This is a genomic window from Vibrio sp. 10N.286.52.C3 (genome assembly GCF_041468865.1).
Taxonomy (GTDB): Bacteria; Pseudomonadota; Gammaproteobacteria; order Enterobacterales; family Vibrionaceae; genus Vibrio; species Vibrio crassostreae_C.
The window spans coordinates 1-25,682 of sequence record NZ_JBFRJM010000098.1 but is presented as its reverse complement, the minus strand read 5'-3'; the positions used below and the strand labels follow the sequence as shown (position 1 = coordinate 25,682).

22 protein-coding genes and 3 pseudogenes are annotated in these 25,682 nt (G+C 43.9%); 5 read left to right on the top strand and 20 right to left on the bottom strand.

Going from position 1 to position 25,682, the window contains the following annotated elements:
- Positions 1–318: 318 nt before the first annotated feature.
- The 10 genes and pseudogenes from mnhG to AB4138_RS23255 form a co-directional block, all read right to left on the bottom strand.
- Positions 319–615, bottom strand: coding sequence for a monovalent cation/H(+) antiporter subunit G (gene mnhG / locus AB4138_RS23300; protein WP_017062422.1), 297 nt, complete (start codon positions 613–615; stop codon positions 319–321).
- Positions 615–875 (bottom strand): cation:proton antiporter, encoded by a 261-nt coding sequence (locus tag AB4138_RS23295; protein ID WP_032545874.1) that lies wholly within the window; start codon positions 873–875, stop codon positions 615–617. The genes mnhG and AB4138_RS23295 overlap by 1 nt, the downstream gene beginning before the upstream one ends.
- Positions 876–903: 28 nt before the next feature.
- The gene (locus AB4138_RS23290) at positions 904–1,380 is read right to left on the bottom strand and encodes a Na+/H+ antiporter subunit E (protein WP_372307888.1); all 477 of its coding nucleotides are present in this window, start codon (positions 1,378–1,380) and stop codon (positions 904–906) included.
- Positions 1,377–2,945 carry a proton-conducting transporter membrane subunit gene (locus AB4138_RS23285; protein WP_372307885.1) on the bottom strand — a complete coding sequence of 523 codons (1,569 nt, stop codon included), beginning with the start codon at positions 2,943–2,945 and terminating at the stop codon, positions 1,377–1,379. The genes AB4138_RS23290 and AB4138_RS23285 overlap by 4 nt, the downstream gene beginning before the upstream one ends.
- On the bottom strand, positions 2,942–3,295 hold the full coding sequence (locus AB4138_RS23280; RefSeq protein WP_017062418.1) for a Na+/H+ antiporter subunit C: 354 nt from the start codon (positions 3,293–3,295) through the stop codon (positions 2,942–2,944). Before AB4138_RS23280 ends, AB4138_RS23285 begins: the two co-directional genes overlap by 4 nt.
- A complete protein-coding gene (gene mbhE / locus AB4138_RS23275; RefSeq protein WP_372307894.1) occupies positions 3,295–5,901 on the bottom strand; it encodes a hydrogen gas-evolving membrane-bound hydrogenase subunit E in 2,607 nt (868 codons plus the stop codon). Before mbhE ends, AB4138_RS23280 begins: the two co-directional genes overlap by 1 nt.
- 560 nt (positions 5,902–6,461) lie before the next feature.
- Complete coding sequence (locus AB4138_RS23270; RefSeq protein ID WP_017064216.1) at positions 6,462–7,397, bottom strand: universal stress protein; 936 nt, start codon at positions 7,395–7,397, stop codon at positions 6,462–6,464.
- A 570-nt stretch (positions 7,398–7,967) separates the two neighbouring features.
- A pseudogene (locus AB4138_RS23265) lies at positions 7,968–9,585 on the bottom strand (endonuclease).
- Positions 9,586–9,795: 210 nt separating this feature from the next.
- Positions 9,796–10,800, bottom strand: coding sequence for a metal-dependent hydrolase (locus tag AB4138_RS23260; RefSeq protein ID WP_372307882.1), 1,005 nt, complete (start codon positions 10,798–10,800; stop codon positions 9,796–9,798).
- 227 nt (positions 10,801–11,027) lie between these two features.
- Positions 11,028–11,837 (bottom strand): sulfite exporter TauE/SafE family protein, encoded by an 810-nt coding sequence (locus tag AB4138_RS23255; RefSeq protein WP_372307879.1) that lies wholly within the window; start codon positions 11,835–11,837, stop codon positions 11,028–11,030.
- A 342-nt stretch (positions 11,838–12,179) separates the two neighbouring features.
- Here AB4138_RS23255 and AB4138_RS23250 point away from each other — a divergent pair, with 342 nt between their 5' ends.
- Positions 12,180–13,157, top strand: coding sequence for a DUF1852 domain-containing protein (locus AB4138_RS23250; protein WP_372307876.1), 978 nt, complete (start codon positions 12,180–12,182; stop codon positions 13,155–13,157).
- Positions 13,158–13,202: 45 nt separating this feature from the next.
- Entirely contained in the window at positions 13,203–14,231 is a 1,029-nt protein-coding gene (locus tag AB4138_RS23245) for a methionine synthase (RefSeq protein ID WP_017062410.1), read from the top strand.
- 211 nt (positions 14,232–14,442) lie between these two features.
- Here the strand turns inward: AB4138_RS23245 and AB4138_RS23240 are convergent, their stop codons facing one another.
- The 8 genes from AB4138_RS23240 to AB4138_RS23205 form a co-directional block, all read right to left on the bottom strand.
- On the bottom strand, positions 14,443–14,844 hold the full coding sequence (locus AB4138_RS23240) for a hypothetical protein (RefSeq protein WP_372307874.1): 402 nt from the start codon (positions 14,842–14,844) through the stop codon (positions 14,443–14,445).
- Complete coding sequence (locus tag AB4138_RS23235; RefSeq protein ID WP_136973884.1) at positions 14,837–15,286, bottom strand: N-acetyltransferase; 450 nt, start codon at positions 15,284–15,286, stop codon at positions 14,837–14,839. Before AB4138_RS23235 ends, AB4138_RS23240 begins: the two co-directional genes overlap by 8 nt.
- Positions 15,287–15,355: 69 nt before the next feature.
- Entirely contained in the window at positions 15,356–15,856 is a 501-nt protein-coding gene (locus AB4138_RS23230; protein ID WP_017064207.1) for a hypothetical protein, read from the bottom strand.
- A gap of 61 nt (positions 15,857–15,917) precedes the next feature.
- Entirely contained in the window at positions 15,918–16,358 is a 441-nt protein-coding gene (locus AB4138_RS23225) for a hypothetical protein (protein WP_017062406.1), read from the bottom strand.
- Between the two features lie 199 nt (positions 16,359–16,557).
- Positions 16,558–17,058, bottom strand: a complete 501-nt coding sequence (locus AB4138_RS23220; protein WP_017062405.1) for an opioid growth factor receptor-related protein — start codon at positions 17,056–17,058, stop codon at positions 16,558–16,560.
- Between the two features lie 461 nt (positions 17,059–17,519).
- Positions 17,520–17,993 (bottom strand): response regulator, encoded by a 474-nt coding sequence (locus AB4138_RS23215; protein WP_102326563.1) that lies wholly within the window; start codon positions 17,991–17,993, stop codon positions 17,520–17,522.
- Positions 17,980–19,335: an ATP-binding protein gene (locus tag AB4138_RS23210; protein ID WP_102429250.1), complete on the bottom strand. Its 1,356-nt coding sequence runs from the start codon at positions 19,333–19,335 to the stop codon at positions 17,980–17,982. Before AB4138_RS23210 ends, AB4138_RS23215 begins: the two co-directional genes overlap by 14 nt.
- Positions 19,336–19,341: 6 nt before the next feature.
- A complete protein-coding gene (locus AB4138_RS23205; RefSeq protein WP_102332139.1) occupies positions 19,342–20,760 on the bottom strand; it encodes a DASS family sodium-coupled anion symporter in 1,419 nt (472 codons plus the stop codon).
- 484 nt (positions 20,761–21,244) lie between these two features.
- On the opposite strand from AB4138_RS23205, the gene AB4138_RS23200 reads away from it, so the two are divergent.
- Complete coding sequence (locus tag AB4138_RS23200) at positions 21,245–24,262, top strand: EAL domain-containing protein (RefSeq protein ID WP_372307891.1); 3,018 nt, start codon at positions 21,245–21,247, stop codon at positions 24,260–24,262.
- A 122-nt stretch (positions 24,263–24,384) separates the two neighbouring features.
- Positions 24,385–24,495 (top strand): annotated as a pseudogene (locus tag AB4138_RS23195) (DUF3103 family protein); the annotation flags it as partial.
- A gap of 146 nt (positions 24,496–24,641) precedes the next feature.
- Here the strand turns inward: AB4138_RS23195 and AB4138_RS23190 are convergent.
- Both AB4138_RS23190 and AB4138_RS23185 read right to left on the bottom strand, forming a co-directional pair.
- Positions 24,642–24,959: a Dabb family protein gene (locus AB4138_RS23190; protein WP_009846539.1), complete on the bottom strand. Its 318-nt coding sequence runs from the start codon at positions 24,957–24,959 to the stop codon at positions 24,642–24,644.
- Positions 24,960–25,173: 214 nt separating this feature from the next.
- The gene (locus tag AB4138_RS23185) at positions 25,174–25,413 is read right to left on the bottom strand and encodes a hypothetical protein (protein ID WP_017069969.1); all 240 of its coding nucleotides are present in this window, start codon (positions 25,411–25,413) and stop codon (positions 25,174–25,176) included.
- 81 nt (positions 25,414–25,494) lie between these two features.
- Between AB4138_RS23185 and AB4138_RS23180 the strand changes: the two are divergent.
- Positions 25,495–25,605 (top strand): annotated as a pseudogene (locus tag AB4138_RS23180) (LysR family transcriptional regulator); the annotation flags it as partial.
- Between the last annotated feature and the right edge of the window lie 77 nt (positions 25,606–25,682).

Below are 25,682 nucleotides of genomic sequence, written 5' to 3'. Positions count from 1 at the left end.
AATACGTGGATTCCATATACGGAAAGGGGCATTTTCGTGTTACATGCCCCGTCAGCGCACTTCTGAACAATTCTGTGTCAGTGACTTTGCTAAATTAGCATTCAAGAATTACCCTAGATATTGCGAGCCTCCACTGCAGTGGCGGAGCGACAACTCAGCTGAGAAAGGAGTGGAGAATCTTAAATGCTCTTGCAGGGACGGTCGAAATTAGGTTTATCCACCGAAAAGCAAAAATAACATCCTGATCTGCTCACGTTATGATTGCGTAGTTTCATGGTTACCAAATGAAACAACATTTACATAAAGTGAAAGACCACGCTATTTGTCGTTTCTCCAGATTTGATAACCACTTTCTCGGGTCGCTTTCCCCAGCAAGTGTGCTGCTACCGGAGCGGTAATGAAGATAAACAACATTGTGCCAATCACTCGTGAAATCACCGTGATTTCAGGCATGGCCACCGCCACCGCTAATAACAATGATGCTAAGCCCACCGTACCCGCTTTAGTCGCGGCGTGCATTCGTGTGTAGAGATCGGGCATTCGTAAGATCCCAAGACTTGCGATGAGCGTAAATAAGGTTCCAAGACAAAGTAAAATCCCAACGATAGTGTCCATTACACCTCTCCTTTTCTTTTAAAGATAAGCCTGGCAAACGCGATGGTTCCTAGGAAGGCCACTAGACCGAGTGTAATAGCAATATCCAACAAGGGTTGCTGCCCGCTATCTAGGGTATAAACAGCAATAAAGCCCACCGTCACGAATGAAATCAGATCAAGCGCGACCACTCTATCGGCAAAGGTTGGACCGAGCACCAAGCGAATGAATGCCATCAAGATACTGAGCAGTAGTCCGATATAAGCGAACGTGATGCTCATCTGTAACCAGATACCGATTTCTAATCCATCAGTCACGCGTCACCTCCAAAATCCGTTTTTCTAAACCGTCTTTGATTTCTAGAATAACCTTTTCGTGATCGGGTGCAAACATCGCGTGCACAACCATGTGCTTCTTATCTGGTGTAACATCTAAACTCAAGCTTCCCGGAGTAAGAGAAACCATGTTTGCGAGTAAAGAGATCTCTAAATCTGACTCAACATCTAACGGGACATACACGATATCTGGATCACTCAAATGGGTTGGCGTGACCACATCCCAGACGACTCTGGCTACCGAGATCACAATCTCGTAACAGAAGAAAAGAAACAGGCCAACAAAAGCACGGAAGCGTCGGAAGTAACTGTTTTTCAAACCAAACGGTTGACTGAGTCGCAACGCCAAAAAGCCAACCACAAAACCAAGAATGAAGTTCGTGCCTGTATAGTTGCCGTTTAGCAGCATCCACGCTAAGGCAAGAAACAAGTTCAAAAATAGATAAATCATTGGCTCCCTCCCGATGAATTCAATGCCACGTGTTCAGCTATTTCGCTGTCACCTATTGCACTGTCAGCCAATGCACTCTCTCCAAGAGCCGCTTTTACGTAGGCTTGGGGCTCAATCAACTGTTCTGCTGCCTGCACTGAAAATTGGTAAAACGGCTCGGCTGCCAAACCAATAATCAGACTTAACGTGGTCAACGTGGCTATTGGCACACAATACAATCCTTTTGTGTACTTGTTCATTGGCTGAGTTTTGAGTGTTTGCTGAGGCTTTTTCCAAAACACCTCGTTCCAGATCTTGGTCATCGAGAACACCGTTAACAGACCCACTAAGAGCGCGGCTCCTGCAAGCCAATACAACTCGGTTTGCAAACTAGATTTGATGACAAGGAACTTGCCCCAGAAACCCGACAGAGGTGGAAACCCCGCTAAAGAGAATACAGGAATGAGAAACAAGAAAGCTAGCCAAGGCATGGCTTTGTAGACTCCGCCTAATTGCCCAAGTTTGCCCGAGCCATAGTTACGCTCGATAAAGCCGCCAATCAGGAACAAATTTGCTTTCACAATGATGTGGTGCACGATGTAGAAAATCGCACCCGCAATGGCGAGCGGCGTGTAGATCGCCAATCCCATGATCATATAACCGATCTGGCTGATGATATGGAAAGAGAGAATTTTTTTAATGTCGTATTGGCTCGCGGCCCCCAATACACCAGTTAACATCGTAAGCCCCGCCACCCACATCAGAGTTGGCTGCCAACCACTTTCTGATAGCGGAAAAATCAAAGTGAACACACGAATCAGCGCATACACTCCAACCTTGGTCAGCAACGCAGCAAACAGTGCGACAACGGCGCTTGGCAATGTATGGTAAGAAGCAGGTAGCCAAGCAAAAACGGGAAACAACGCCGCTTTTATCGCAAACGCGAATAGGAACAGTGCCGCGAGCAAAGTTTTGGTGTCAGACGGAATCAGTGCGGCTTTGGCGTGTAAATCCGCGAGGTTCAAAGTCCCTGTTGCACCGTAGAGTAAGCCAATCGCGAGCAAGAAGACCAAGGTCGATATTAGATTGAGCATCACGTACTTCACTGCTCCATCCACTTGTTGCTTTGATCCATCTAAGATCATCAAACCAAACGATGCTATCAACATCACCTCGAACCACACATAGAGGTTGAAAATATCTCCGGTAAGAAACGCACCATACACGCCGGCCAACAAGATATGCATCAGCGCATGAAATGTGCCGTAAGATGCCTTTTCTTGCAGATCGCCCATGGCGTAGAACACGCTCACTACACCAATAATGGCCGTCACCATCACCATGGCGACGGCAAGATAATCCGCCACAAAAACAATGCCAAATGGTGCCGCCCACTGACCAAACGCCACTGCTTGCGGACCGCCGTTGATGACATCGTGCGTCAACAATGCTGCAATCACCAAAGTCGCCAATGCGCTTGTGCCACTTATCGCATCCGCCAGCGCGTTGTTACGCTTCGCGCAGAAGATGGCGACAGCGGTAAGAAGCGAAATCACTGCGGGTAACGTCAACCAAATCGTCGTCATTCATCCTCCTCAGAACGTCGCATCGCATCAACATCGGCCGAGCCCGCTTCTGAATATGCACGGTAAAACAGCATCAACGCGAACACCAACAAGCCAAAACCAATCACAATGGCAGTCAGAATTAAAGCTTGAGGAAGCGGGTTTGCCGCACCTTCCGGTGGTAATTGTGAATTCGCATCAATCAAAGGCGGTAGTCCGGGCGTTAAACGTCCGGCAGTGAAAATCGCGATGTTCACGGCACTACTCAATAAGATCAAACCGAATAATAGACGCAAGATGTGTCGCTCAAGCATAAGATAGACACCAGCCGCGACAAACACACCGACCACGAGACTCCATAGTATTTCCATCAATCCAACTCCTCATTCACACGTAACAACATCCCCATCACGCCACCAATGATGGCGAGGTAAATACCGACGTCGAATATCAGCGGTGTGCCGAGCGGTAGAATATCTTTCCACCACAAACCGGTTAAGAACGGCAAATTGAAAGCAAAGCTCATCAGGCCAGCCACGAAGCTTAAGAAAATACCAAATAGAGCAATGCTAAATGGCGCGAAATACAAACGATCCCGAACGTACTTTGGCGACTCTGCAAACATCAGTAACGCAAAACCAATTACAGCAATCAGCGCACCGATGAAACCACCACCCGGCTCGTTATGTCCACGCAACAATAAGTAAAGTGAAAACACCAACATCAGCGCTGCAACGATGTGTGCAGTAGTGACAAAAATAAGGGAATGGATACGATTACGTTTGTGATAGTGCGTTTTCAACAAACTCACCGCAGCGATACCCGCCATCACGACCACGATTACCTCACCCAACGTATCGAAGGCTCGAAAATCAACCAAAATCACGTTGACGATGTTGCGTCCATGTCCGCCGGGAACACTGTTTTCTGCGAAGAAATCAGCCAGAGTGGCATCTAAAGGTTGGGCGGTGATATTGATCAACAACGCCGTTACCGAGATACCAATCACACCAGCTATCGCCGCGTGCAGCAACTTTCGGCGAATAGGATGTTGCGGCACCGTCATTAAGCCCGGAATGTGACGTATCAACAGCACCACAAATACAACCATCAAGGTTTCAACCAGCAATAAGGTTTTCGCGACATCTGGCGCGCTGTAAATCATAAAGACTAAAGTGGTCATAAAGCCCACAACACCAAGCGCAGATACCGCCAACAAACGAGACTTGGTAAAGGTACAGACTAAGGCAGCAGCGATAAGTAGCAGTGCAATGCTTACCTCGTAGAAATTAATGTCCGTTAATGCAGCAAATCGAGCTCGTGGGATCACTAACGGACTGCTTAACAGTAATCCAGCGAGCACAATATAGAACAGCAACACGTAATAACTTAAGCGCTTTTGCTGTAATAACTGCGTTTGCCATTTAGCTAACCGCATCATGCCTGCCATAATTTTGTCGAAAACGGATTCGGCTGTTGGCACCACGGCCCCTTCACGTTGTCCGCCCACCAACAGCCTTGGGTAGACTCGATATAAAACAAAGCCGAGTAACAAAGTTAATACACTCAGCACCAACGGCAAATTCACGCCTTGCCAAAGCTTGGCTGCTTGTGGTGCTGAGTCAGGCAAGCTCGACGAAACCCCCGGAATAACCACATTGTTGTTGATCCAATCTAAACCAAGCACCGGCGCAAGCACACTGGCAATGGCAAGCAACATTGCTGGCAGCCAAAGCCCTTTACTGGATTCCACTTTCTTGGCTGGCGTTGGATTACCTTCATAAGTCGCGAAGAAAGGTTTCACGATCAGCGCCAACGCCAACGCCACCATAATGACGTTAACCACAAGGAAGATAACGGTAAGGATGACGCTCACCTCCAGACCGGATTTGTACATGTACTCTTTACTCAAGAACCCGAGTAATGGTGGCACGCCCGATTTCGACAGAGCAGCGATGATTGCGGCTACGAGGCTGAGTATTAACGCTGTTTTCAAACCATACAACATTCGAATGTCACGCGTTCCCGTTGCCTTATCGATATTACCCACCACCATGAACAGCGCGGCTTTGTAGAACGAGTGAGCCAAGACAAACAGCAGCGCGGCCATCATCGCAAGCTCAGTACCCATACCAATCAACAATACCAATTTACCTAAGGCAACATTCGTGCTGTATGCCAGCATCAACTTCAAATCAGTTTGCTTGAGCGCTAATAACGCACACCATATAGCGGTAAAGCCACCAAAAATGCCGAGCGTGTAAAACCAAATATCGTTGTGTGAATAGATAGGTGAAACACGGGCAAGCAAATACACCCCAGCCTTCACCATAGTGGCCGAGTGAAGATAAGCGCTCACTGGCGTTGGCGCTGCCATTGCATTAGGTAACCAAAAGTGGAATGGAAACTGCGCCGATTTGGTGAACGCACCGAGCAAAACCAGAACCAGCGAAGGCAGGAACCATTCATGTTGTGCAATCAGCGTACTTTGCGCGACGATGGTACTTATCTCATAGCTGCCAGCCATTTCACCCAACAGTATCAAACCTGCTAATAACGCTAAGCCACCAGCGCCAGTGACAATGAGAGATTGAAATGCGTTCTTGCGGGATTTATCTTTCTCGTGATTAAAGCCAATCAAAAGATACGACGTTATGGTGGTAAGTTCCCAAAAAACAAAAAGGAGTAGAATATTGTCGCTCGTGACAACACCTAACATCGCTAACATAAACAGCGTCAGATAGAGGTGAAAAGAGAATCGAGACGAATCCCCCTTGAGATATGCCAGTGCATAAATCTGGATCAATGCACCGATACCACTGATCAAACACGCGAACAGGAAAGATAACCCATCCAACTTGAAGCTCAGGTTTACATCTAAACTAGGAACCCAATTCGTTTGCCAACTCACGCCTCCCGGCTCATACCAACTGATGAGCAAGAAGAAAATGACCATGGGTAGAACAGGAAAAATCATGAGAATCAAAGAATGATCTTTTGAACCTGTTGTGTGTTTTTTTCCTATTACACTATTCAATATCGCCATCCATTTCGTTACGTTCACGCGTGTATGGGGACTCATAGAATCGAAGGAAAAAAGCCTTCTCCTGATACTTCAACCACATTGTTGATTTGGGCATCAGGAAGATAATCCGAGCAAGGCATGTGAACGGATTAACTAGTTTACGAAGGCTTTGAATAAGACCGCAAAAATTAAGTCACGATCATCCATTCCAATATAGATAGATCCCACTGGTTCAAATTATTTGCTGTCGAGAACGACATAAGAATGCATGTCACTATGGGAATTGCTCTGGTCAAATAAAAAACTCGACTCTTCATTCACTGCACTCAGTGCGTCGTAGGAGCAGTCTCCGATATCGTTTCTCGGGCATGCATAAATGTGAGAGCGCTCAAGCATTTCAGTTTGGCAAATAGGACATAGTTTCTTCATACTACCCTCCACTAAGAAGTTATTAGTCTGTCGTGTGCACGCTTACTTCAGTATTGCTATTTCCGCTTTTCGAGATCAATTTGTTACTTGATTGGAGATATAAATCCCTCTGGTTTCATTGCCACTAAGGAGCAATTAATTGATTGAAGAATATTCTCGGCAGTATTGCCAATCACATAACCAGAAATACCGGTTCGGGCTAAGGTTCCCATGACCAACACGTCAATCTCTGCCTCATCAACACACTCCGGAATTTTATCGTCCGGTTTACCATGCAGGTGATGAACAACCACCTCACCAGCAATACCTGAGTCATCAATTAATTGCTGCAAGGCTTGTTCGTGACGCGCTTTCTCTTTAGAAACCTCGACAGACAGCTGAGCCTCATCAACTTGAATCCAAACGTGATTGTCGAGGTAGTTCTCTAAATAATGTTCCCAACAAGAGATAATGTGTAATCGGCTATCACAGGTATCCGCAATCGAACGAGAGAGCTCTAACAATCGACACGATAGTGCCTGCTGCTCATCGTTGATAGCCAAGGGATCGACCGCAACCGCAATACGTCGTTTGTCTCGTGGTTTAAATATTGGTCGATGCAGCCATACTGGACAAGGACATTTACGCAATAAAGTCATGTCTATCGCTTTAAAGCCTTCCGCCCCTTCACTGAGTGGTTCAGCCTCTTTAATGATCAGGTCATTATGATTCAGCATCGCTTCTTGGATGATACAAACCGCCGGATTTTCACTGCTTTTAACTCTCAGGGGAAACGGCACCTGCTCTTCAGAAATAGCCAGGTCTTCAAGCAAATTTTTTACGCTCTGCTGAAGCGAATCATGTAAAGACTGTTCATAGCTTTGTTGATATTGAACGAGATCGGTAGGAAAGTCAGGGCAGGCAATCAGGCCCGAAACTGGAACGTGATTGTTAGCCGCTATTCTAATCGCTTGACCCAGAGCGTCACTGTGGCCAGGCAGACCTTGTGTTGCAAAAAGTATGTTCTCGAATCGTCTCATACACACCTCCTTGGTTGTTCAAATAGTAGCCAATATCAACACGGCTTTGCTATAACAAATTTGTAACCATTAGTTATCAATATCAACACGCAATCGCAATCAGTTAGTTACATGCAAAATAGCAATGAGTGAGTTTACAGATCAACGTGCTCAGACAGCTATATGTAACAAATTACGTCAAAATTTATCGCGAGCTAAAGCAAAAACTTATTCAGAAAGGATGTCGGCAGAAACCCAGAACAGTAGACACCACACTGATTAGAAAATGTAGGTCAAACGACTTTCCACATAATTTGATAGAAAAATGTCCTGAATTGAAAAGGGGCAAATGAGCTACAGTTTCCCCTAAATTAACAATTCAGAGATAACTAAAGGTATGGAAAGTCGCTTAACGTAGCGCCCTGTATTGATGGTGCAGACCACTGAAAAGTATACGTGACCTTCATGACAATATGCTTTTTCAAATATTTAAAAGCATGCTCTATAATGCCTCTCAATAAAAGAACCCAAACAAAGGGTTGGGCTCAACTCAATAATCATCAAGCCATTGTCATGGTGGTTATATTCCGATTAATTTCCCCAGATTTGGCTGACAAACTCTGGATGGTCAATAAACGGATTACGATTCCCTTGAAAATCATGTACCGCCTTATTTCGGTCGATTTCTTTTTGGCATACTGGATCTTCAGAATGCCAACGCTTTAGCATAGTAAGTAGCCAAGGTTCAAAAACAGTTGTATTGGTTCCATCCAGAACGGCATCAGAGCTTGTAGAGTTCCCTTCCCAATTAGCGATTTCATTTTCATAGCGTGTTGCCATGTAGAAATATGCTCTTGCAAAATCACCTTTAAACTCATCAATTGGCTCAAACACCGTACCCACATAACCAAGAGAGTTCGCTGCACTGCCTAACTTAGAACCATTGCTTGATGTGTATGTCGCGCTACTCACCTCACCAAATGGCCAATTACTACGTTTCGAGTTAACGTAGCCATCAGTGGGAAATTAAATGGTGACCGTCAGAGTTCATTGGCTCGACTTTCCCACCAAACCAGCTTTTCGGGAATGAGTGCTCACGGTTGTAGCAATCACCTTCTTTGCTGTATTGACCACATTGATCCGCAACCTTAGTAAATTGGATTGAATCTGAGCTTGAAGGTTTCTCCGAATACATATCGGGAATCGACTCATCAGTGTCATAGTATGCGTCTAGGTCAGCCTCAGACACCAACCTCCAAATAGCGGCGTAACCCTGACTGCTATGATTATCAATAATTTGATATAAGGCCGTTTTTAACGCAAAGCCCACTTTTCCTTCAGCGTCTTTGTAATACTCACCTAACACTGGAGGTTCAGTTGGTGGTGCAGTTGAACCACCAATCGAAAATTCTGTACTCTGACTTGCTTGGAAATCACCACCAGATGCCACAACGGTTCCATTTACCGACAAACTGTATGAACCATTCCCCACACTGCAGCACATTCCATCTCCATAAGAATCTGAGACTTCTAGGGTGTAGTTACCATCCGCTAAACACATTTCCACTTCATTGATGGTGTTATTTTTATAATCTGAACCAGAATAAAGATTTTGAGAAACTGAGTTTTTGAGAGACCAACTAGTTTCAGAACCATAGTTATCCGTAACTAGCGTGAGTGCGGCACTTGTGTCATTGCAGCTTTGTGTTGGTGGAGTCTCCGTAGGCTGAAAGTTATCTAAATACACCACTTCCGAACTATCAAAACCTGCATCATCATAAAATCGTACGCCCACGACGATATCTTTAGTGCTCGTAGCGCTGTACGAGTGAGTCAATGCTTGCCACTGATTCGTTAAACCATTATTCGAGTAACCCAAATAGCCATCAACAAAAAGGCGAGCTTTCACGTTGCCTTCCGTGTGGTAAACATCGACAGAGAAATCATAAATTTTCCCTTGTTCAACACGTATCGTTTGAAGAAAGTCGGTATTACTTTGAGTACTTGTATTCACTGTTACTTGTGCTGAGAAACTGCCATTATTTACAGGATCGGTAGAGAGCGAAAGTGCAATGCCGGAGTCAATCACACTCCAACCAGATGGTACGTTTCCTTCCCAGTTTTCAAAACTTCCATTTTGCATTTGCGCATGCGCACTCGCTGAACAAAGTAATGCAACGCCACTTAGTGTTATTATTCTATTTATCATATAACCTTCTGTTTAATTGGATAAAAACCAACTAAGCTTGGAAAGTAATCAAAAAATGAATGGAGGTATACATCACATTTATAAATGTAAGCATTATGGGTTTTATTGATATGTGTGATGTAAATCAATGTGACATCGACCTGTTAAATAAAGGAATAGAAAAGGCTGAGCAGATTATCTGACTCAGCCTTTTTACTGTTTAGAGCTAGATCATTTATCGCCAGTGAGCATACCGAAGAAGATCTGTCTCGACTCTGGCGTGTTGTCTCTATGAGTTTCGTATTTTACATGCGCGTTTGCATCAACTGCTTTTGATAGCTTGATGCTCCATAGTGCTTTCATTTGATTTGGTACAATTGAATATCGGACATCGATAATACGCAGCTCGTCTGTTGGGTCCTGAGCGATATAACCATTTGAAAACCAGCGGAAACGTTCTATGTCTTTGGCTTGTTGAGAGTCCGGGTCAAGCCAAGGTAAATCCCTGCTAACATTCAGCTTCGCAATCGACTCTCCGGGATACGTGCTTACCGATATGCCAACCCGCACTGCGTCTACATGGTAATGAGCCTCTGTTTCGTACACCACTTTCCAAACCAAGATATTCGCAAAGCTTGGTTTTGCCTCTAATCGAATCGGTGTGTGTTGCCTTTCTTGCGCTAATTGCCACCCAATCGCCTCTGCCCTGTCTCGCTGAATCATCCCTAATGTTGGATAAATTAGCGCCCAAGTAAACGCAACACGCGCTAGCCAAGGCGCTCGTTTTAACGTCGCAAACACAAGCAACACTAGAATGGGAAGCGTATAAACAGGATCGATGATTGATATGGTATTCCAAGAAAAACGCGCGTTGGTGAAAGGCCAAAGTAACTGCGTGCCATAGGTGGTACAAGCGTCTAACAGTGCATGAGTACCATAGCCCAGAGCACAAAACAGCCAACTTTGTTTGAAAGAAAGCCCACGTTTTTTTGCAATCAGGTGATGCAGAGCCAAAGCACAGATCAAACTGCCAATGGGGATGAAAAAAAGTGAGTGGGTAAATTGTCGATGAAATTCCAAAGCCAACAAAGGGTCACTTTGAGACTGAATCAGTGCATCTAAATCTGGAGCCAACCCGGAGAGCAGTCCTAATACCCCAGCAACAACCAAATGTTGTTTTTTGCTGGCCGATTGTGACAAAGAAGCGCCTAACACGCCCTGCGTTAAAGGATCCATAAACCACTCATTGATAGCATTCCGTTGAATCAAACAAGATACATTTAGCTATAGCAGTGAATTGTTCATAACTAAACGGTTTTATCAATATACTCATGTACATAGCTGTATAAGCATAGACCGATAAACAAAAAAAGAGCAGTTATGAAACTGCCCTTTTCTAATTATTGGTGGTTGATCAATTTATTCGTTTTTGTTCTATATATTCACACTTGAACGATCTTCAATTAACGAGCAACCATGCTTGCAGCAATAACCACTAACAGTACTGAGAAGATTTTCTTAATCGTAGGAACCGGTAAATGGTTGGTCGCTTTTGCGCCTAAAGGAGCCGTAAACCAAGACGTGCACACAATACCCAACAGCGCAGGCAGATAAACAAAGCCAGCAAAACCGTCTGATAGAGCAAAGTGACTGCTGCCTGAACTGATGTAACCTATCGAGCCAAATAGCGCGATGACAATGCCACATGCAGAGGCACAACCTATGGCCTTTTTCATATCGACAGAGAAGAACGTTAATAGCGGAACCAGCAATGCACCGCCACCAATGCCTATCATGGCAGACAAGCCACCCGTAATGGTTGTCAGCACCGTTAGCACGCCCTTGTTTGGCAGTTTTCGTTCCTTAGGTGCATCATTTTTACTGCTTAAGAACATCTTGATCGCAATAAGAACCACACTCACGGCGAACACAATACGAACGATTTTTTCCGGTAACAGAACTGCCATAAAGCCACTAACCAAAGCACCTAGAGCAACACCCAACATGATCCAAGGTGCCAAGTCCCAAGGCACGTTGCCGTTCTTGTGGTGAGCGAGCGCAGAAGACGTTGAAGTAAATAGAATCGAGGCCAGTGAGGTCGCAATCGCAGCGACAACAACTTGGTCAGACGGTAGAACTTCTAAATACAGTAAAATGCTGCTTAACACAGGAACAATGATCAGCCCTCCACCAATGCCCAAAAGCCCGGCAAGAAAACCAACACCACTGCCTAGTAACGCACAGTAGAAAATCAACAACAGCAATTCACTCATTTCATCCATCTCTTAATTAAATTAATTATCTTAAATAACACACTATTAATGTGGCTATATTTCCATCAAGCTAATTAATATAACTGACACCGACTTGAATATTCAAACATATAGATCATGAATATTCCTCATGATGAATGTGAAGTAATACCATTGTTAATAGTCAACCTATCCACGTATAAAAACCTTAAGCAAATAAACTTATACGACATTAATTCTACTAAGCATTAATTTCAGGCAGCATAGCCTTCGATTCTTAATCCGGTCACAAGCAAAAAATAAAAGCCGTTTTAATACTAAAGACCGAGAGAATCAGAAAAAAAATTGGGATACCAAATCAGCATGAATAAAGAATTTAATTTTACGATTAAGAGCATTAGCCTCGACGAAAACTACCAGCCTGCAGACAGCACGCGTATCACAACTAACTTTGCTAACTTGGCTCGTGGCGATAGCCGTCAAGCGAACTTACGTAATGCACTACAAATGATCGATAACAGTTTCAATGCGTTAGCACACTGGGACAACCCGAAGGGCGACCGCTACTCTGTTGAGCTTGAAATCATTTCTGTTGATATGGATATTGAAAGTAACGGCGAAGCATTCCCTTCAATTGAAGTGCTGAAAACCAACATTCTGGACCACAAAACGAACGAGCGCATAGAAGGTATTATCGGGAATAACTTCTCTTCTTATGTTCGTGATTATGACTTCAGCGTATTACTTTTGGATCATAATAAAGGCCAAGATAAATTCAGTATTCCAGCAGATTTTGGTGATTTACATGGCAAGCTGTTTAAATATTTCGTTAACTCTCAAGCGTACAAAGAGAACTTTAAGAAACCACCTGTTATTTGTTTGAGTGTTTCAGATAATAAAACTTATTACCGTACTGAAAACCAACACCCTGTATTAGGCTTTGAATACCAACCGAATGAGTCTTCTTTAACTGAACAATATTTCAAGAAGATGGGATTACAAGTTCGTTATTTCATGCCGCCAAATAGTGTTGCTCCTCTGGCTTTCTATTTCTTTGGTGATCTACTGAACGATTACTCTAATCTAGAGCTTATCAGCACCATCAGTACCATGGGTACGTTCCAGAAAATCTACCGACCTGAGATTTACAACGCGAACGCGGTTGCGGGTAACTGTTACCAACCAAACTTGAAAAACTTGGATCACTCGCTGACTCAAATCGTGTACGACCGTGAAGAACGAAGCCAGCTAGCTGTTGAACAAGGTAAATTCGCAGAAGAGAAGTTCATTAAGCCATACCAATCAGTTCTAGAGAACTGGTCGGCAAATTACGCACTTTAATCGTCTATTGCGCTCTCAAACCACCCAAGGATAGGCAATATTATTATGAAAACACTATTACCGACTTCAACAGCGGGCAGCTTGCCGAAACCGTCTTGGCTTGCACAACCAGAGACGCTTTGGTCGCCATGGAAACTTCAAGGCGATGAACTCACAGACGGCAAACAAGATGCGCTGCGTGTCTCTCTGCACGAGCAACAGCAAGCAGGCATTGATATTGTGAGTGACGGCGAACAAACACGTCAACACTTTGTAACGACCTTCATTGAACACCTGAATGGCGTTGATTTTGAAAAGCGTGAAACCGTTAAAATCCGCGACCGTTACGATGCGAGTGTACCGACGGTTGTAGGCCCAGTTTCTCGTCAGAAATCTGTGTTTGTTGAAGATGCGAAGTTCTTACGTCAGCAAACCGACCAACCGATCAAATGGGCTCTGCCGGGGCCTATGACCATGATTGATACACTTTACGATGCGCATTACCAAAGCCGTGAAAAACTGGCGTGGGAATTTGCAAAGATCCTCAACGAAGAAGCCAAAGAACTTGAAGCGGCAGGCGTGGATATTATTCAGTTCGATGAACCTGCGTTTAACGTGTTTTTTGATGAAGTGAACAATTGGGGCATCGCTTGTTTGGAAAGAGCCATTGAAGGGCTTAAGTGCGAAACAGCAGTCCATATTTGTTATGGCTACGGCATTAAAGCGAATACGGATTGGAAAAAGACATTAGGCACCGAGTGGCGCCAATACGAAGAAGTCTTCCCTAAGCTGCAGCAATCGAATATCGACATTATCTCTTTAGAGTGTCACAACTCTCATGTACCTCTTGAGCTGCTTGAGCTCGTACGAGGCAAGAAAGTAATGGTCGGTGCGATTGATGTTGCAACCGATTCGATTGAAACACCGGAAGAAGTGGCTAGCACTCTACGTGAAACACTTAAGTACGTTGATGCCGACAAGCTCTACCCTTGCACCAACTGCGGCATGGCTCCCCTACCTCGCGAGATAGCCTCAGCGAAGCTTAATGCGCTAAGTGCTGGCGCAGAGATCGTTCGTAAAGAGCTTTCAGCGTAACGCTTTCCTAAAGAACAAAAACTATGCCTTTAAGCCTAAGTATCATATTGATGCTTAGGCTTTTTGTTATGTGAGTTAATGAGCTTTACGCGCTGCTTACCAGGTTTTATCTAGGTCTTGAGCATATAAAGAGATCGCTCGTTGGTACTCTTTAATCGCATCGCTATTCGTCGTGGAAACTAAAAGCTCAAGTAACAGCGATGTCGCTTCTTTATGGCGACCTAGTTCGACACGCTAACATACGGCTCCATTCTTCTTTGCTCATTGCGCCTTTAGAAAGGTAAATATTGTGTTTCTGCATTGCACCTTTCGTGTATGAAAGCTTGATGAATGAGCCAATTTCAAACGGAAGAAAGCTACGCTGTAAAGTCACATCACAAGCAACGCCATTTAAACGTACATGACCGTTCGTGATTTCAAACGAGCTATCGCGAAGCTTCCACCACAACATTAGAATTTTTATTAATGGAGGAACACAAATTATCAGCCCTATGGTTAGCAGCGATGAACGATCACCGTCTGATATCCAATAGACAAGACCTGGTGCAATAACAATAAACAGCAACTCTGAAAATAAGTATTTAACAAAATTTAGTTGGATACGGTTATCCATGACACTCTCTCAATGATGACCCTAAAGGCAGCTCCATTTCAACGAGCCCTTTCACTTCAGACAACTGAGTAAAACCTTTTGATTGATAAAGCTTAATGGCGGGGTTCTCACTGAACACGCGCAACACTAACTGAGCCGATGCTTGATTGTTCGCATGTTCAATAGCCAAATCGAGACACTTAGAGCCAAAACCTTGACCTTGACAGTCAGCTAATATCTGCAAGTCCCTAAGAAACGTTGTACCACTAGCGTAACTGAAGCGAACAACACCAATACGGCGATCCCCCACATAAATTTCATAGTTATCCAGCTCATCCCAGCTGCGTAAAAACTGGCTATGACCCCAAGCGATTCCACGAGCTTGATAGTAACTCGCCATATTCGTTTTGGTGATCGATTCAGCGAACTTAGGCTCTGAACCTTTGACCAACCTTACTTCCATATTGTGTCCTTTGTTTTCAAATCACATCTGAATACGGCATAGCAAAATGCCGTATATGTTGAATCATTTTTAGGTACATACTGGTTTCACTTCCTTCCATTGTGTATCCCATTCTTCGCCTAACAAATTAGAAAGTTTTTCACAGTCGTATAGATAGCGAAGACTATCTTTACAGTACGCAGTAAGTATTTCAGTTAACTGACCAGACGCTTTTTCGTTGTCTTTGAGTTTTCCGTACATCATCAAACCAGTCCTAAAGGTGTCTTGATCGAGGTCAGACGCTTGCTTCGATAACATCCCAAAGGAAATAGCGTTAATAGACAGGGCTAATGCAATCGCATCGCCTTCATCTCCCTCTAATTCACAAGCACTATAACGAGCTAACAAGTTCGATGTTTTAATTAATGGGGCAAGGTCTTTTGTATTTGCATATTTATAGGTTTCAAAACCTTGCCGCACCGCAGCTTTATGACTGTCTTCAATGCTCACAACATAGTCTGTCAAAACATGTAAGCTCGCATATGCACCTAGCCCGAAAGCCACAATGAACACGGCGATTAATCTGATCACTTATCTCTCCTAAAAGAACCTTGTGCTGGTTAATTTTAAACGGCGTCTTGTAGTAACAACCCTACTTGCCATCGACCTTTTCTAGAAACCAACTTCCTTGGCACGGCCCATTGGTTAAGTGCCATCGGCCGTCAAATCTACTGCCACTGCCACGTGCGGAAAAACGATAATCCCATTGGCGATGTTTAGCATATAAACGTAAGTCGCCGTTTTCCGTCACCCAACCCTCTAACGGTGTTCCATTGTAGGTAAGCCTTAGAGTAGCCTTACCCTCACGAATAGTTCCGGTGATGGTTGTGCGTTCACACATATTATTGCCAGTGGTGTTAATACGGCGGCCTAGCCACTCACCGTCGAAATCGATAGAAGGAACAAATTGGGGACTATCCGGAAGTTTAGGAAACGACTCGGAATTACTGGACCCGAACCACTGAAGCTCACGACCAACAAGGAAGAAGACAACAAAGCCGATTGATATCGCTATCACAAATCCCTTTTTCATTAGCCTCTTCCTAATCCGCTGACCTTAAGAAAAGAACCCTAACATAATGAAAAGTAATAACTTACCATCAGTTTAATTAACTTTGATATATTCCACAAATTGCATTCAAATGTTGAATATAGAGAAAGCGGCATCGTACAAAATACCGCGCATTGAGAATCAATTATGAGCAGTGCCGGAAGCTCTGCACAGAAAAACCCTAACCTTCTAAGGCATTGCGCCAATACTGAACGGTTTTATCCGACACCAACCCTGTCTCGGTCGCCGCTGATACTAAAAAGTCACATAACCGAGCCGCAACCTCTTCATTACCCAACAAGTACAAACTGCGAATGGCTCGCGTTAACCTTAGCTGGTTATGGTCATGATTCTTTAACCATACGTGATTAGCCGGGCTAAGTGGTAACGATGAAGATATTTCACTCCCGTTTCGCTGCATACCCCAAAACTCAAGCATCAGGTCAAGCACTTGTAGATGAGCTGTGCGGAGCGCTTCTGAATTAGCAAAAAGCACCTTATCTTCTTGAGTAACCAACGGGGCATGTTGATTAAACTTAGTCCCCTCATCTATTGGGAAGAACACTTGAATGTACTTATGGTCATGCTCCAACCAAAAATGATTGTAAGCCAATAACTGTTCTATATTTCGACCAAATTTGTCCGGCGCTTCACCAGATATAAAGCGAGCAATCTCACTCATTTTAAAATCCTACTGACTATAAACCCCCACTTGTGGGCGAATGCATTATTACGCAGTAAGCCGTCAAAAGCCTAGTCCTTTACGTTGTAAGTACCGATTTGGCTTAGAACTCCACGTCCCACGCGTTAGGAATCACTTTTGAATAATTTCGACTTACTTTTCTAACAAACGACACGGGAACTCTGCGACACATTTTAGCTCTGCTGTATGTTCAGGGAATCGTTCCTGAAGAAAACACAATGCATCCGTTGGCGTTGGCGTAGCGTATGAGTTTTAGACTAAAGCCAGCAACCAGTGTGTTAATAACTGAGTACCAAAACCTGAACGACTAAAAGAGGTAGGTAAAATAAGCAGCGAAAGATTACATCTTTCAAAGAAAAACCCTTCAGAAAGCGTCCTTCGGTGCATAGAATTTCAAGCGACTTACACTAGTGAATAATGTAAGTCGCTAACATAAGAGGCTAACGCAAGCGTCTGAACACAACCTGCTGGTCGAGCTCATTCTGATAGTCCGTGTAATCAAGCCCTTGATCAAATATGTACTCAGTGACAAGAGTACGAATGCACTCAACCAATGTGCTTGCTTGCCAAGGCTTTTCAAAGTAACGGTCGATGCCTGCTGCATTAATCGCATTGATGGTATCAGTATGAGTGGCCTGCCCCGTAAGAAGAATTTTCTTGGTATTCGGAAAGCGACTGTCATGGAACACTTCAGTGAGTAACTCCACCCCCGTTTTCCCTGGCATCACATGATCAGACACGATGACGGTAATGTGTTCGCCTTCTGCGTCAAGTTCATCAATGAGATCAAGCACTTCTTGCGCTGATTCACAATCTTCAATATTCAGCCAACTCGCCAGCGGCTCTAAATCTTGTACCACTGCGCTCAGTACTTCTCTCTGGTCATCGACACAGATTAAATTAAGCTTCTCCATGTTCACCCTCTATTGGTAACTTGATTCTAAATACCGTTTTAGAAGCATCACTTTTCACAATAATACTTCCGCCATAACCTGCCACAATCCGCTTAACTACTGATAAACCCAAGCCCAATCCAAACGATAAACCACCTTTTTTAGTGGTGAAGTTGGGCTGAAATACCTTTCTACGAGTCGCCTCGTCTATCTCAGGGCCGTTATTCGCGATCGTAACTAATATCCTTTTCTTACTTAATCTGGTTTGAATCTCTATTGCGGCATCGTCTGAATTCGACATTGCATCACAAGCATTCTTTATAATGTTGACCCAAATCTGAACGAGCTCTGTTTTCGAGCCTTTAAAAGACGGTAAATCCGCAGGGCTCAATCGCACAGACACTCTACGTAACTCACTTTGTAGCAACGATAAGGCATGGTTAATGGAGTCGTTAATATCAACCGCTTCTTCGGTGTCGATATCAACTCTGCCAAGTTGTTTAACCGATTTTACGATGCCGACGGTGTGTCTAGATGCCAAACGCAAATCATGTAAATCACAGCCCATCTGCCAAAAACGAATCGCTTCTTCTGGTTTTTTCAGCCAATGCTTTGAAATAACGTCTGTTGCAGATAAAGCATCAATTGGAATCGCCTTTGCAAGAGAGCGAGCAATGTTTTTGTCTAAACCATATTTTCTTTCAAATTGTCGCCCACGTGTTCGTGCTTCTGACGACGACGTTTTCTGACCATGCATTAACCCAAAATCGAAAAATTGACTGGCTTCTGGATGCACTTCTTCAAGCAGATCCATGATGACCGTTTCAAGTCGACCAGATTTACTATTTACGACACCAATAGCGTTGTTAAGCTCATGAGCAATCCCTGCAGCCAATTGACCCAAGGTCGTCATTTGCTCAGCAGTATGTAACTTCTCTAGCGCTTTTTGTTTCGCTATCGCTTCTTGTGTTGCGCGGCGTTGACGACGCGACAACTCATTGACAATTACAGGTGTGAACTGTGCGGTAAGAGGACCAAATTTACGTTCATCTTCTGCAGGCGTGTCTTTATCGATCCACGCTAACTCAACATCGGTTTTAGCAACAACCGTTGAAGATGCTGTCCAATTACCTGAAAAGAAGCTATGAACGCCTATAAAAGCCCCACTACCCGCGCTAAATACTCGCACTTGCGGTGTATTCGCATCGGTATAAAACCCTTCCAGTTCTCCACTAAACACATAATATAAACGAGTGTTTAACGCTGATTGTTCAATAATGGTGTTACCGGCACAGCACGTCACCCGACGTTCTGTTTGGTTAAAATAGCGCTCGATCAGTGCTTCTAGCTTTTGTTGATACACGTATCGTTATCCTATGTGACCAATTGAATGTAGCACCCACACCATAACAAAACTCAGTAGCACACCAACCACACCCAAAATAATACCGATTCTGGCCATTTGATTACTTTGCACATGACCAGTGGCATGAGCCAACGCATTCGGTGGCGTACTGATTGGCAGCGACATACCTAATGAAGCGGCAAAAGTCACAACCAAAATTAACGTTAGCTCACCGCCTAGTGGCGTGAGTGAAGCCATAGACGAACCTAATGCCGCCATAATTGGCATTAACAAGTTAGCCGTTGCGGTATGAGACATAAAGTTTGCCATTACCAAACACAAGAACGCCGCTCCGAACAACACCACATAGGGTGAGTAGCTATCAAACGGAATACTGTGTACCACGAGCTTTGCTAAGCCAGTTTTATCGAGCGCTAAACCAAGCGCAATACCACCTGATACAAGCCACAATACGTCCCAAGAAATTTTCTTCAGGTCTTCTTTATTGATGATCCCTGTGAGTGAGAACACAGCGACAGGAATCAGAGCGACGGTGTAAGAGTTCATGCCATGGCTTGAACCCATTAACCAAAGAATGATGGTCAGCGCAAAAGTGACGTACACCGCAATGGCTTTAGGCGTTTTAAGGAATTTACCTTTGATGCTTAGCTCGATTTTCTTTTGGTCAGCTTTGTACATAAAGCCTATTAAAAACCACGCTAACGCCATCATAATCACAACAAACGGCACACCAAATGCCATCCATTCACCGAACGTAATGAGGTTATCGCCAACTAAATATTTAAGTGCGATAGCGTTCGGAGGGGTACCGATCGGAGTACCAATGCCACCGATGTTAGCGGCAACCGGGATACAAAGCGCAAACGCTACACGACCGGGGTCTTTCGGACCAAACACAGCCAGTACCGGCGTTAAAATAGAGAGCATCATTGCCGTTGTTGCCGTGTTAGACATAAACATCGAAAAGATACCAGTGATCAACATTAAGCCGAGCATCACAAACTTTGGGTCTTGTCCAAATGGCTTCAACAACACGCGAGCTAAGTTTACGTCTAATCGATATTTAGTGGCGGCCATTGCTAAGAAGAAACCACCCAAAAACAGCATGATGATTGGGCTAGCGAATGTCGCCATGATATCGCTGTATTTTAACAGCTCACCAAAATGTTCTTCCCCATGCTCAAACCTTAAAAAGATCAGCCCTTTATCCGACAACATCAATAATTGCAGAACGATAATAACAACAGACGTCGCGTAAATAGGGATAGGCTCGAACACCCAGCACAATGCCGCTAACAAAAAGATCGCAATAACGCGTTGTTGAATAATCGTAAGGCCTTCAAATGGAAACGCTGATAGCGGCATGACGAGGATAATGAAAGGAATTAAAATAGGGATAATGTATTTAATATAGGGGCGCATAGCACAAAAACTCTTCCTGAGATAACAACTACTTAGAAATTAGATTTACAGTTCTAATTTAGATCCGACAACGAATTATCGAACTCTCGCCACTATCTCACTCTCGGCTAGATCAATGATTATGTGATCACGATATCCCCTTTTTCGATTCTGTGCGCTACCTCTACGTTTGTATGCCATTTATTGTTGCAATTAAATTCAGGAGAGTGGTTTCTGCGTTTCTAGTCATAATCCGTTCCGGTTATTCTAGGTACTGTCAGAACAGATCAGTCGCTTAAGTCATGTCCATAAATTGAGGACCGCTTCTGAGTAACCTCTCAAATATATAAGTTAGACTTACTCGGATTGTGCGTGGTTTTGCATTTCCTTTTGCCGTAAGTTTATTTTCAAGCTCGCTTAGTAGAGCATGGAAGAAATAATAAAAAGATACCTATTCTCCCCCGAAAACAGTTCTACACAACACAACTTTCGACCGGCTAATAACATGACTATTGTTACATCTAAAAAACGTCCTACCGTTGGCATTGTGCTGCCTATGCTCAGTGGCTTCTACATGGGCGAGCTAAATGCAACCCTTAGAAGGCTTGCGAAAAACCATAAAGTCAATCTGATCTTCATCCGCTCGGGTGAGCGAAGAGATTTTAAACTTCCTATATATTTTAATCATCTCGATGCCCTTGTGGTCGTTCTCCATGCAGCGACAGTAAAGTTGATCGAAGAAGCTATAAACGCAAACATTCCAGTCATTTCTATTGGAGCAAGCTATGCGCCGCTGCCCGTTGAGCAGTATTATAGTGTGCAAAGCGATGGTGTCACTAAGCTCTATGAATGGTTACAAAGTCAAGGACACGAAGAAATCGGCTTTTGTGGCGATCTCACTGTTAATGATATCAGGTCTCGCTTCAAAGCGTATCAACGCACGGTGATTGATCATAAAGGCTCATTCAACCAACGCCATTTCTTCCGCGTGTCGAATTGTTCTCTATCTGGGGGACGAGAAGCCGCAATAGAATTTATACAGCGTAAATCCAAATGCACTGCGGTTATCTGCGCAACTGACCACAATGCTGTAGGTATGATGGAGCAACTGTCTCACAGCAATATCTCGGTACCTGACGATGTCGCCATCGTAGGCATTGATAATATTTTCGTCGGTCAACAATTCAATCCCAAGTTAACAACAGTAGACCAACAGCTTGAGCTTCTAGCGACGCAAGTATTTCACCGCGTGTTGGAACGTATTTCTGGGAAGCCTTTTAATAATGCCAATAATAGTGTCCCGCAAAAGCTCATCGTTCATCAGTCTTGCGGTAACACAAACCCAGATCTCGAACATAAAGAAGATATCAACTCAACTCGCCAAATCCTCTTAAATGTGCAAGGGCGTTCTCCCGCTGAGATATTCGAAAATTTCTATTCACAAGCACAAGGAGGTTTTGACTCAATTAGAGATGCTCAAAGCCTTTACGGAAACAATCTTGACTGGGCCTGTCTCGCTGAGTGTAATTCGGAGCAATACACTATTAGGAAATGGGTAGAAAAAGGCATGACTCAGCCAACTACCCTACCGCAACAAACAGATATTCAAGACGATATTCGCAATTTCCCATTTTTCGAACGCTATGATCATTTCGTTGCTTCCATTCTTCCTATCAACTCAGGGCAAGAAGATCACTGGAAGCTCGTCGCTGTTGTTGATTCATTGCAAGATCACCAAGATATCGGTACACAATCGGTATTCAACAATTATTTAGATATGCTCGCACTGTTCATCGAGCGCGACGAGCTTATCAATACAAGTAACAATCGTCAGAAGAACTCCCAACAGTTGTTGCAACAGCTCAAAGTAGTATCTAACAGCTCAAACGATGGTATCTGGGATTGGGACTTACTAACCAATACTCTTGTCTGGAACAGTCGGTTAACCAAAATGATTGGCTGTCAAGATACCTTTTCTGATCGTAAGTTAGGATGTGACCATCTGTTCCAATATATACACTCAGAAGACTTAGAACTTCTCGAGTCCGCCATTCATAACCACTTAAACGGAGAAGTACCGTTCAAATGTGAATTCAGGATGAAGACGCAACATCGCGGATATATCTGGGTTCATGCCAATGGCTCAGCGGTTCATAATGCAGAAGGGCAGGCTGTGCGCTTCATTGGCTCAATGACGGATGTAACTCAAGAGCGAGAAGATGCGGAAAAGATTCAACACATGGCGTATTATGATGCGCTTACTGGCATCGCTAATCGCCGGAAAATAATGGAAAGCATCGCGCAACACATTGTGAATCGACCTAACCAAAAACGCGCGGTCATGTTGATGGATCTTAACCGTTTTAAGATTATCAACGACTCTTTTGGTCATCACGTCGGTGATGCACTTCTTTGCCACGTGACCAAACATATTCAGAACGTGCTATCAAGTGAACACCTTGTCGCACGTTTGGGAGGTGACGAATTCTTGTTTTTGTGTAATGTCAGTTCCGAAGCAGACATCAACGCACTCGCCACGCAGATTTTAAATGCCGTTCAAAACCCATTGATCGTTGATGATATTGAGATTATCAGCCAAGGAAGCCTAGGCATCGCTATGTATCCTTATGATGGCGTAAGTGCCGAAGAATTAATTAAGCAGGCCGACATTGCCATGTATCAAGCTAAAAAGCTGGGAGGACAAAGCTATCTCAACTTTCAAAGGTCAATGGCAAAAGAGACGGAAAACATAATCGAAATAGAGCACCAACTCAGTCGTGCCATCGCTCAACAAGAAATAAAGGTGCACTACCAACCTCAATATTGTGGGCAAGATGAAAAGATTACTGCTGTTGAAGCACTAGCAAGATGGGAATCTCCAACATTGGGGGATGTCCCTCCTGACCAGTTTATCGAGGTTGCTGAATCAGCTGGCCTAATCAGCAAGCTTGGTGAATGTATCATTCATCGAGTTTGTAAGGATGTTGAAGGATCTGAATGGCTACAAACCATGAGCCATATTTCCATTAATATCAGTGCAAAACAGCTGATACAGCCTCACTTCGCTCAAGAAATCATTCGAACTATTCGCCAATACCAGCTTCCTTTGACGTTATTCTGTATTGAGATAACCGAGTCAGCAGCAATTGTCGATTACGAGTTATGCATAAACTCACTTAAAGAACTACACGATGTAGGAATTTCTATCTCTCTTGACGATTTTGGCACGGGATTCTCTTCTCTATCTCTACTAAAGCAACTTCCACTAAGTGAAGTAAAGATCGACCGTTCATTTATCTCTGACATAACTCAAGGGCAGACCAACTTAGACTTCGTCAACACTATGATCATGATGGGTAAAAGCTTGGGCTATCGTGTTGTAGCTGAAGGGGTGGAAACTGCTGATCATAACCAACGCCTAAACGGACTGGGGATAGATCTGCTGCAAGGTTATTACTTCAGTAAACCTCGACCATTAAGTGAACTGGAATCAGAAGTGGCTATCAAATTGACTAGAGCTTAACCGTGGCACAACGGCATTATTTAAAAGTAATGCCATTCTTATTCACGCTTTGCGTTAACTTTACTGCCTATTGGCAGGTTAACGGAATAAAAATGAGCGTAAACAGTAGATGACATAAAGGTCGTTTAGAACCACAGATAGACCTCGTTGAGATGCCTTATCTGGACTACGACAAACAGACGTACTACCCCAATCAGACAGTTATCTTCTGGCCTCGCTACCGCTGGGGCGCAGGCGGGAATGCTGTCGCATCGTTTGCACCAGTCACTATTTCGCCAACAGAGTAAGTCGTTTCTTATTGAGTTAGGGCTTAATCGCTAGGCCCTAACTCTTCATTATCGAAGGTAAGTAAAACACAAGAGACCTACTCAGAACCTAATTACAGGGAGTAATCAAACACAATGATGTCTTCTAAAAGCGGACGAAACACATCTTTCAGCGCATCATGCTCAGGGTGCGGAAGGTAATTCTGACGGCCTTCTTCATCGGCGAACGTCATTAACACCGAGTGGGTATAACCTTGATTCTTGTTTTCAGGGCTGTCATTTAATCCCCATTCTACTGAAGTGACCCCTTCAACCTTGTTTGGCATCGCTTCAAACAACATCTTTAGTTTTTGAACCTCTGAAGCCTCAGCGTTTTCTTTAAACTTAATCAGTAGAATATGACGAATCATTCCCGTTTCTTTTTGAGTCATTCCTAGTCCTTTCGAGCGTTCGCTTACTGGTTTGTAATGCTTAACCAACACCGAGTCGCGTTCTTAAATTAGAGAACAACAAAATGCCACACGTTACACAACATGCCAAGGCTAGATCGCTAGAGTTTATAAAATACTCCACAACCCAATAACGAAAAATGCTGCACCCGAGGGCCCAGCATTTCTCATGACAATGGTAAGCACATCTTTAACGTTAATCACGACGACCTGTAAGCTGGATCGTTTGGTCTTGATCAACGTTCTTTTGGAATTTTATTCCGCCATTAGCGGCGTCATTTCTTCCTTCAAGCACTGGATCAGATTCAACACGCTCAGCCTTTACTTGATTGCCTTCGCTTCTCATCATATCGAGAGTACTCGCATAAGTACCGTCAGCCGCGAAAGCCGTGTTCATAGACAAAGCCATCAATCCAAGTGCGATTAACTTGTTCATACATCACCTCGTTGTATTTCTAATTCTTTGTTCGTTTGGTATCTGTGTTTTTGTTGGAGTAACTTTAACAATCGAACATGAACCATAGATGTGAGCTATGTGATGAGCTGCCGCCGCTCGCAAAAAGACGCACCTTTGAATCAGTGGTTATTCCAAATGTTGAAGTCTACCCTGAAAAACAAACAAGCGTAGTTCAGCTTTTAACGGGTTAACTACTTAAAGGCTTAACTGCCTAACTCCCCTACCATCCAATCGAGTAGGAGGAGGCC

Coding starts and splice junctions, on each gene's coding strand:
- mnhG (WP_017062422.1), bottom strand. CDS start 615: ATGGACACTATCGTTGGGATTTTACTTTGTCTTGGAACCTTATTTACG.
- AB4138_RS23295 (WP_032545874.1), bottom strand. CDS start 875: ATGAGCATCACGTTCGCTTATATCGGACTACTGCTCAGTATCTTGATG.
- AB4138_RS23290 (WP_372307888.1), bottom strand. CDS start 1,380: ATGATTTATCTATTTTTGAACTTGTTTCTTGCCTTAGCGTGGATGCTG.
- AB4138_RS23285 (WP_372307885.1), bottom strand. CDS start 2,945: ATGACGACGATTTGGTTGACGTTACCCGCAGTGATTTCGCTTCTTACC.
- AB4138_RS23280 (WP_017062418.1), bottom strand. CDS start 3,295: ATGGAAATACTATGGAGTCTCGTGGTCGGTGTGTTTGTCGCGGCTGGT.
- mbhE (WP_372307894.1), bottom strand. CDS start 5,901: ATGATTTTTCCTGTTCTACCCATGGTCATTTTCTTCTTGCTCATCAGT.
- AB4138_RS23270 (WP_017064216.1), bottom strand. CDS start 7,397: ATGAGACGATTCGAGAACATACTTTTTGCAACACAAGGTCTGCCTGGC.
- AB4138_RS23260 (WP_372307882.1), bottom strand. CDS start 10,800: ATGGATCCTTTAACGCAGGGCGTGTTAGGCGCTTCTTTGTCACAATCG.
- AB4138_RS23255 (WP_372307879.1), bottom strand. CDS start 11,837: ATGAGTGAATTGCTGTTGTTGATTTTCTACTGTGCGTTACTAGGCAGT.
- AB4138_RS23250 (WP_372307876.1), top strand. CDS start 12,180: ATGAATAAAGAATTTAATTTTACGATTAAGAGCATTAGCCTCGACGAA.
- AB4138_RS23245 (WP_017062410.1), top strand. CDS start 13,203: ATGAAAACACTATTACCGACTTCAACAGCGGGCAGCTTGCCGAAACCG.
- AB4138_RS23240 (WP_372307874.1), bottom strand. CDS start 14,844: ATGGATAACCGTATCCAACTAAATTTTGTTAAATACTTATTTTCAGAG.
- AB4138_RS23235 (WP_136973884.1), bottom strand. CDS start 15,286: ATGGAAGTAAGGTTGGTCAAAGGTTCAGAGCCTAAGTTCGCTGAATCG.
- AB4138_RS23225 (WP_017062406.1), bottom strand. CDS start 16,358: ATGAAAAAGGGATTTGTGATAGCGATATCAATCGGCTTTGTTGTCTTC.
- AB4138_RS23220 (WP_017062405.1), bottom strand. CDS start 17,058: ATGAGTGAGATTGCTCGCTTTATATCTGGTGAAGCGCCGGACAAATTT.
- AB4138_RS23215 (WP_102326563.1), bottom strand. CDS start 17,993: ATGGAGAAGCTTAATTTAATCTGTGTCGATGACCAGAGAGAAGTACTG.
- AB4138_RS23205 (WP_102332139.1), bottom strand. CDS start 20,760: ATGCGCCCCTATATTAAATACATTATCCCTATTTTAATTCCTTTCATT.
- AB4138_RS23200 (WP_372307891.1), top strand. CDS start 21,245: ATGACTATTGTTACATCTAAAAAACGTCCTACCGTTGGCATTGTGCTG.
- AB4138_RS23190 (WP_009846539.1), bottom strand. CDS start 24,959: ATGACTCAAAAAGAAACGGGAATGATTCGTCATATTCTACTGATTAAG.
- AB4138_RS23185 (WP_017069969.1), bottom strand. CDS start 25,413: ATGAACAAGTTAATCGCACTTGGATTGATGGCTTTGTCTATGAACACG.